This is a genomic window from Nocardia alni, from assembly GCF_019038435.1.
In the GTDB taxonomy this organism is placed as follows: Bacteria; Actinomycetota; Actinomycetes; order Mycobacteriales; family Mycobacteriaceae; genus Nocardia; species Nocardia alni.
Genome location: NZ_JAGPOX010000241.1, coordinates 1 through 8,027, shown reverse-complemented (window position 1 = coordinate 8,027; position 8,027 = coordinate 1). Strand labels below are relative to the sequence as shown.

Sequence of the window (8,027 nt, the reverse complement as noted above, 5' to 3'; positions counted from 1 at the left end):
CCCGTGGATCCCGCCGCAGACCTGCGCATTCCGGGCCTGACCCCCTACCTCACCGCCAACGGTGACTTCTATCGCATCGATACCGCGCTGATCATTCCGCAGGTCAGCGCCGAGACCTGGTCGTTGCGTGTGCACGGCATGGTGAACCGCGAAATCCGGTTGAGCTACGCAGATCTGAAGGCGCGCCAGCCGATTGAACGGCTGGTGACGCTGACATGTGTGTCCAACCCGGTGGGCGGTGACCTGATCGGCAACGCCCGCTGGCTCGGATACTCCCTGGCCGAACTGATCACCGAGGCCGGACCGCATCCGGACGCCGATATGGTCCTGTCCCGCAGCGTGGACGGCTTCACCGCGGGCAGTCCGCTGGCGACGGTCACCGACGGCCGCGACGCCATGCTGGCGATCGGTATGAACGGCCAGCCGCTGCCCATCGAACACGGATATCCGGTCCGGCTGGTCGTGCCCGGCCTGTACGGATACGTCTCGGCCACCAAATGGGTGACCGATATCGAGATCACCCGATTCGATCGCGCGCGGGCCTACTGGACCGAGCGCGGCTGGTCCGAACGCGGCCCCATCAAGACCGGCACCCGTATCGACACCCCGAAGGACGCGGCGAGCGTCTCGTCCGGGCCGGTCACCGTGGCTGGTGTCGCCTGGGCTCAGCACCGCGGCATCAACGCGGTCCAGATCCAAATCGACAACGGCCCCTGGCAGCCGGCCCGCCTGGCCGCCGACCCGTCCATCGACACCTGGCGCCAATGGGCCTACGACTGGACCCCCACACCCGGCACCCACACCATCCGCGCCCGCGCCACCGACGCCACCGGCCAAGTCCAAACCTCCGAGGTCGCGGACGTCGTCCCGGACGGTGCGTCGGGCTATCCGTCGATCACCGTCCGGGCGGGGTGATACACCCTCCTGCGGTAGCGCGGCCGGCCTGGCTCAAGACCGATCGCCCGCGCCGTCATAGCGGATGCCACTGAATTCGGCGGGCCGGGCCCCGGGGGTGTAACCGAGATTCACATCGTGGGTGTTATCCACTCCTCTGATAGACACCTCACTGCTGACCTGCGGATATCCACGCGCTACCACGGTGTAGTCGCCTGCGGGCAGATCCAGGATGCGGTAGTGGCCCTCGCTGTCGGTGAACACCGAGTCCACCACCCGACCGGCCGAATCCAGTACAGATACCTGTGCGTCGACGACCACGTCCGCGTCCGACCAGGCCCGGCCGCTGAGTACCGTTTCCGTCGCCAACTCGATGTCGTAGCGCAGCGTGCCCGATTCGGGAATGGTCAAGGTCGTGGCGTGTGGCCGTCGGCCCTCGGCCACCGCGACCAGGGTATAGGTCCCCGCGACTGTGCCCTGGCCGGTGTAGGCGCCGTCGCTGCCGGTCACCGCGGCGGTAACGACCTCACCGCGCGGATCGGTGAGTGTGATCGTGACCCCGGCCAGCGGCTCTCCCTCACCGGCGGTGACCACACCTGACAGCTCACCGTTTCCGCGCAGGATCAGCTCCCACCGCGTGTGGTGGTCACCGGCGATGACGGTGATCGCGGTGGGCTGATGCCCGCTCGCCGAGGCGATCAGCACGTACTGCCCGGCAACCGGTGTCGCGATGTGGTAAACGCCGTCGTCGCCACTCGCGGTGCGGGCGACCTGCTGCCCGTGTTGATCGATCAGCGTGAGCGCCGCGCCCGATACCGGATGTCCATCTTCCCGGTGTACCCGTACCGACAGTGTTTGTTCGCCTCCGGTCATAGCTCCGTTTCGCTCCGCCGTGACCGTTGGCGCTGTGTCGACGGTTCGCTCGGCTACCTGATCGACCGGGGCGATCCGCGCCGCTGTGGCGCCGGGACCCGTTACTCCGCCGATCGGTAGCCCCTCGGCCCCGGGAGAGCCGGGTGCGGGCGTGTCGCGCTTGGCTGTGACGAACAGAGCCGAGGCGATCACACCGATGAGTAGGACCGCGGCCGGGAGATAGAGCGATTGACTCAGTGCGGTGCTGAACGGGTGCACGATGAATGCCGGAAGTTTCGTCGTGCTCGAGCCTTCGGAGAAACTGCCGCCGCTGAGATGCTGGGCGGCCATCCGGTTGGAGATCAGCGCGGCGATCACCGCGCTGCCCAGGACCGAGCCGATCTGCCGGGTCGTGTTGTATACGCCGGCGCCGGCGCCGGCCAGCTCCATCGGCAGGTTGCGTGTCGCGGTCGAGGCCAGTGGCGCCCAGATGCAGGAGTTGGACAGTCCGGCGACGCCGCCGATCACGATGAACGCCACAATCGAGCCGTCGGGCTTCATCAAGGTCGCGAAACCGAAGATCGATGCCGCGAACAGTGCGAAACCGATGGTCGGAATGATCCGCGGCGGCATCCGGTCGGAGATCTTGCCGATGAACGGCGCGGTGAGACCGGTGATGATCGCCATCGGCGCGAAGACCAGTGCCGCCCGGGTCGGCGAATACTCCCGCACCGCTTCGAGGTAGAAGTACGTGGGCACCATCATCGCGGTGATCGCCGCGCCCATCGCCGCGATCGCCACGCTCGACAGCGCGAAGTTCCGGTCGCGGAACAGGCGCATCGGCACCAGCGGCTCACCGGTGTTGCGGAACTGGTTGACCACGAACAGCGCCAGGATCACCACGCCGGCGATGATCGAGCCCCAGATCCATCCGTTCCAGTTGTGCGCGTTGCCCTCCTGGATGCCGAAGACCAGCAGGAACATGCCGAGGGCCGAGAGTACGACGCCGACGAAGTCGAACTTGTGCTCATGCGTCTCCAGCGAGGGCACCAGCCACACCGCCAGCGCGAAGGCCACGACGCCGATCGGGACGTTGATGTAGAAGATCCAGTTCCAGCCCAGTTGATCGACCAGAACACCGCCCAGGATAGGACCGACCAGGGTGGCCAGTCCGGCTACGCCACCCCACAGGCCCATCGCCGCGCCACGCTTGTCCGGCGGGAAGGTACGGGTGATCACGGCCATGGTCTGCGGTGTCATCAGCGCCGCGCCCAGGCCCTGCACCGCGCGCGCCGCGATCAGCATGTTGATGCTGCCGGACAGGCCGCACCACAGCGATGCGAGGGTGAAGACCACCAGGCCGACCAGGTAGAGGTTCTTGGGGCCGAAGCGATCTCCGAGGCGTCCGGTGACCAGCAGCGGTACCGCGTAGGTGAGCAGGTACGCGCTGGTCACCCAGATGACCTTGGTCATGTCGGTGTGCAGGTCGTTCATGATCGTCGGGTTGGCGACCGCGACGATGGTCATGTCCAGCAGGATCATGAAGAAGCCGACGACCAGCGCGTATAGCCCTAGCCACGGGTTGCGTTGGGTAGTCATGAGGTTTTGATTCCTTCTCGGGAAGTGTCGATCGCATCGGGCGATCGTGTGAATGTCGAATGAATCGCGCGGCGTCGGAGGTCTGGGCGCGTGCGCGCGTCACGGGGCGTCAGCATTCGCACCGCCCTTCCGTAACTGGGCGAGCACGTCGTCGGTGACGGCCGCGCCCCAGTCGGAACCGAGATCGTCGATATCGTCGGTGATGCGCACACCCTCGGGACTGAACTGCTCCCATTCGAGCGTGCCTTCGCTCAACTCGGACCTGATGCGTCGCAGCCAGGTGAGCTCGGTGTCGAGCTGACCGCGCAGGTATTCGATGTCTATCCAGTACCGGCGCGGCACGGCGTTGGCGGGTAGCCAGGTCAGCAACGCGTCGAGTTCGGTGAGCCTGTCGCCCTGTAAGCCTATGCGCTCGGTGAGCAGTGTGATCACCTCGTCCGCGGGCAGATTGTGCGCCTCGGCGATGGCCAGGGGGAAGATCGGGTATTCGGGAACGGGCCGGTGGATGATCTCGGCGATCCGCTCGCGCAGCGCGGCGCTGCCCGCCGGGCCGATCCGATAGGTGGTGCGCTCGGGCCGGTTACCGGCCCGGTCGGTGCCCTCGGCCTGTACCAGATCCTGTTCGGCCAGCCGGGTGATCGTGTGATAGAGCGATCCTGGCCGGACCTTGACCAGGTAGTCCTCCCGGCGATGCAGCATCAGCTGATACATCTCGTACGGATGCATCGGGCGCTCCTCCAGCAGCGAGAGCACCGCGATCGCCAGCGGCGTGACGGTGGCACTCGCCCGCTTGTCCATTGCTGGTCACCCCTTCATCGCCTCGGCCCCTCGGTTCCCATTCGTTACCGTACTGAGGGGTGCCGACATGTTCCGCACCAAATATTCCACGCCGAATATACGACGCGGAACAATGGTCGGGCAAGGAGTAATGAGCGCCGTCACAACCGAGCGGGGGGATGGCATCGCCGTGAGACCGCGGACCACACGAGGGCGGCATCTCCCCGCGTTCGCCTCGACACCACTGTGGCGGACTGCCCCGCCAACGACTGCGCCGGACCGAAACACGCTCGGCAAGAGCGTATTTCGGTCCGGCGCAGTGGCGGAACCCGGTGTGGTCAGACCGTCGGCGCGAATGCCTCCGAGATGATCTCGGCCTGCTCGACCGCGTGCACCTTGCCCGAACCCGAGGACGGGGCCGACATGGCGCGGCGCGAGATGCGGCGCAGCTTGGTGAAGCGGTCGGGGAGGATCTCCGGCAGGTTCAGCCCGAAGAACGGCCAGGCGCCCTGGTTGGCCGGCTCCTCCTGCACCCACGCGATATCGGTCGCGTTGGGGTAGGTCGACAGCTTCTCGTTGAGCCGGTAGGACGGGATCGGGTAGAGCTGCTCGATGCGCACGATGGCGACATCGTCGCGGCTCTTCTTGGCCTTCTCCGCGACCAGCTCGTGGTACAGCTTGCCGCTGGTCAGCAGGATGCGCTTGACCTTCGTGCGGTCGCCGTCACCCGACTCGTAGGTCGGCTCCTCGAGCACCGAACGGAACTTGTTGTCGGTGAAGTCCTCGACGTTGGAGACCACGGCCTTGTTGCGCAGCATCGACTTCGGGGTGAAGACGATCAGCGGACGGCGGATGCCGTCGAGCACGTGGCGGCGCAGCAGGTGGAAGTAGTTCGACGGGGTCGAGGGGACCGCGACCGTCATCGAACCCTCGGCGCACAGCTGCAGGAACCGCTCGATCCGGCCCGAGGTGTGGTCCGGACCCTGGCCCTCGTGACCGTGCGGCAGCAGCAGCACGACCTCGGACAGCTGGCCCCACTTGGCCTCACCGGAGGAGATGAACTCGTCGATGATCGACTGCGCGCCGTTGACGAAGTCGCCGAACTGCGCCTCCCACAGCACCAGCGCTTCCGGGTTGCCCAGCGAGTAGCCGTACTCGAAGCCGACCGCCGCATACTCCGACAGCGCCGAGTCGTGCACCGCGAACCAGCCCGGGTTGGCGCTGCCGATGTTGTGCAGCGGGGTGTACTCCGCGCCTGTCTTGCGGTCGATGACGACCGAATGCCGCTGCGAGAACGTGCCGCGGCGGGAGTCCTGACCGGTCAGGCGCACCGCGCGACCCTCGTCGATCAGCGTGCCGAAGGCCATCAGTTCCGCGAACGCCCAGTCGACCTTGCCCTCGTACGCCATCTCGCGGCGCTTCTCCAGCACCGGCTTGACGCGCGGGTGGACGCTGAAGCCCTCGGGCACGTTCAGGAACGCGTCACCGATGCGCTGCAGCACAGACTTGTCCACGGCCGTGACGACGGTACCCGGGACGGTCTGCTCCTGCTCGACCGATTCGCTCGCCTCCGGCGGGTACTTCTCCAGCTCCCGCACCTCGTTGAAGACCCGCTCGAGCTGGCCCTGGAAGTCCCGCAGGGCGTCCTCGGCCTCTTTCATCGAGATGTCACCACGGCCGATCAGGGCCTCGGTGTAGGACTTGCGAACGCTGCGCTTGGTGTCGATGACGTCGTACATGTACGGCTGGGTCATCGACGGGTCGTCGCCCTCGTTGTGGCCGCGACGCCGGTAGCAGATCAGGTCGATCACGACGTCCTGGTGGAACCGCTCGCGATAGTCCACCGCCAGGCGGGCCACCCAGTCGCAGGCCTCCGGGTCGTCGCCGTTCACGTGGAAGACCGGTGCGCCGATGAACTTCGCGATATCGGTGCTGTACTCGGTCGAGCGGCTGTTCTCCGGGGCGGTGGTGAAGCCGATCTGGTTGTTCACCACGATGTGCAGGGTGCCGCCTACGCGGTAGCCGCGCAGGCCCGACATGTTCAGGGTCTCGGCGACGACGCCCTGACCGGCGAAGGCCGCGTCACCGTGCATCATCAGCGGGACGACCGAGAAGGTGCGCGCCTCCTCGCCCTTGGTGACCAGGTCCTCCTTGGTGAGCAGGTCCTGCTTGGCGCGGACCAGACCCTCCAGCACCGGGTCGACCGCCTCGAGGTGCGACGGGTTGGCGGTCAGCGACACCGCGATGTCGTTGTCGCCGAACATCTGGATGTAGGTGCCGTGCGCGCCGAGGTGGTACTTCACATCGCCCGAGCCGTGGGTGGCGGCCGGGTTCATATTGCCCTCGAACTCGGTGAAGATCTGCGAGTACGGCTTACCGACGATGTTGGCCAGCACGTTCAGGCGGCCGCGGTGCGGCATGCCGACGACGACCTCGTCCAGGGCGTATTCGGCGCACTGGTCGATCATCGAGTCCATCATCGGGATGACGGCCTCGGCGCCCTCCAGCGAGAACCGCTTCTGACCGACGTACTTGGTCTGCAGGAAGGTCTCGAAGGCCTCGGCGGCGTTCAGCCGGGACAGGATGTACTTCTGCTCGGCGACCGTGGGCTTCTCGTGCTTCTGCTCGACCCGGTCCCGGATCCATTGCAGTTGCTCGCGATCCAGGATGTGGGTGTACTCCACGCCGATGTGGCGGCAGTACGCGTCGCGCAGCACGGATAGCACATCGCGCAGCTTCATCCGCTCCTGGCCGTGGAAGCCCGCGACGTTGAATTCCCGGTCCAGATCCCAGAGGGTCAGGCCGTGCTGGGTGACGTCCAGATCCAGATGGCTGCGAAACTTGTCCTTCACCAGGCGCAGCGGATCGGTGTCGGCCATCAGGTGGCCGTGGTTGCGGTATGCGGCGATGAGTTCCTGCACGCGCACGCTCTTGTCGACGCCGCGTTCCTTGATGTCCTTGCGCCAGCGCACGGGCTCGTACGGCACGCCCATGCCGTGGAAGACCTCGTCGAAGAACTCGTCGGAGATCAGCAGCTGGTGCACGGTGCGCAGGAAATCACCGGACTCCGCGCCCTGGATGATGCGGTGGTCGTAGGTGGAGGTCAACGTCATCAGCTTGCCGATGCCCAGATCGGCGAGCTGCTGGTCGGCCATGCCCTGGTATTCGGCCGGGTACTCCATGGCGCCCGCGCCGACGATCGTGCCCTGGCCCGGCATCAGGCGCGGCACCGAGTGGTTGGTGCCGATGGTGCCCGGGTTGGTCAGCGAGATGGTGACGCCGGTGAAGTCGTCGGTGGTGAGCTTGCCGTCGCGGGCGCGGCGCACGACATCTTCGTAGGCGGTGTGGAACTGCGCGAAGTTCATCGTCTCGCAGTTCTTGATGGCGGCGACCACGAGGGTGCGGCTGCCATTCTTGCCTTGCAGGTCGATCGCCAGGCCGAGATTGGTATGGGCCGGTGTGACCGAGTTCGGCTTACCGTCGATCTCGGCGTAGTGCCGGTTCATGTTCGGGAAGGACTTGACGCCCTGCACGATCGCGTAGCCCAGCAGGTGGGTGAAGGAGATCTTGCCGCCGCGCGTGCGGGCCAGATGGTTGTTGATGACCAGACGGTTGTCGATCATCAGCTTGGCCGGGATGGCGCGAACACTGGTCGCTGTGGGGATGGTCAGCGACGCCGACATGTTCTTCACGATCGCGGCGGCGGGACCACGCAGCACCTGGGAGGCGTCTGCCACCGCGGCGGAGCCGCGCGATGTCTCCGTGGCGGCCTTCGGCGCTGCTGCGGCGGCCGGGGCGTTGGACGCCGGGGCCGGGGTGGTCTGCGGTGTGCGCGCCTGCGGCGGGGCCGCGGCGGCCGAGGCCGGGGCGCTGAGCTTCGGTGCGGCGGGCGCGGGGGCCGGGGC

Annotated in this window: 4 protein-coding genes and 1 pseudogene; 1 reads left to right on the top strand and 4 read right to left on the bottom strand. The window is 66.7% G+C overall.

The window, feature by feature from the left end; genetic code table 11:
- A partial coding sequence (locus JZ791_RS42730) for a molybdopterin-dependent oxidoreductase (protein ID WP_216903449.1) occupies positions 1-915 on the top strand: 915 nt, incomplete at its 5' end.
- Between the two features lie 33 nt (positions 916-948).
- Here the strand turns inward: JZ791_RS42730 and JZ791_RS45785 are convergent.
- The 4 genes and pseudogenes from JZ791_RS45785 to JZ791_RS42715 all read right to left on the bottom strand — a co-directional run.
- A complete protein-coding gene (locus JZ791_RS45785) occupies positions 949-1,767 on the bottom strand; it encodes an MSCRAMM family protein (protein ID WP_254207329.1) in 819 nt (272 codons plus the stop codon).
- Between the two features lie 129 nt (positions 1,768-1,896).
- A pseudogene (locus JZ791_RS45780) lies at positions 1,897-3,345 on the bottom strand (DHA2 family efflux MFS transporter permease subunit); the annotation flags it as partial.
- A gap of 99 nt (positions 3,346-3,444) precedes the next feature.
- Positions 3,445-4,143, bottom strand: a complete 699-nt coding sequence (locus JZ791_RS42720) for a PadR family transcriptional regulator (protein ID WP_216903445.1) — start codon at positions 4,141-4,143, stop codon at positions 3,445-3,447.
- Positions 4,144-4,460: 317 nt separating this feature from the next.
- Positions 4,461-8,027: multifunctional oxoglutarate decarboxylase/oxoglutarate dehydrogenase thiamine pyrophosphate-binding subunit/dihydrolipoyllysine-residue succinyltransferase subunit (locus JZ791_RS42715; RefSeq protein ID WP_216903443.1), on the bottom strand; the 3,567-nt coding region annotated here is incomplete at its 5' end.

Excerpts from the sequence above, each read along its gene's own strand:
- JZ791_RS45785 (WP_254207329.1), bottom strand. The coding sequence starts at position 1,767 with ATGACCGGAGGCGAACAAACACTGTCGGTACGGGTACACCGGGAAGAT.
- JZ791_RS42720 (WP_216903445.1), bottom strand. The coding sequence starts at position 4,143 with ATGGACAAGCGGGCGAGTGCCACCGTCACGCCGCTGGCGATCGCGGTG.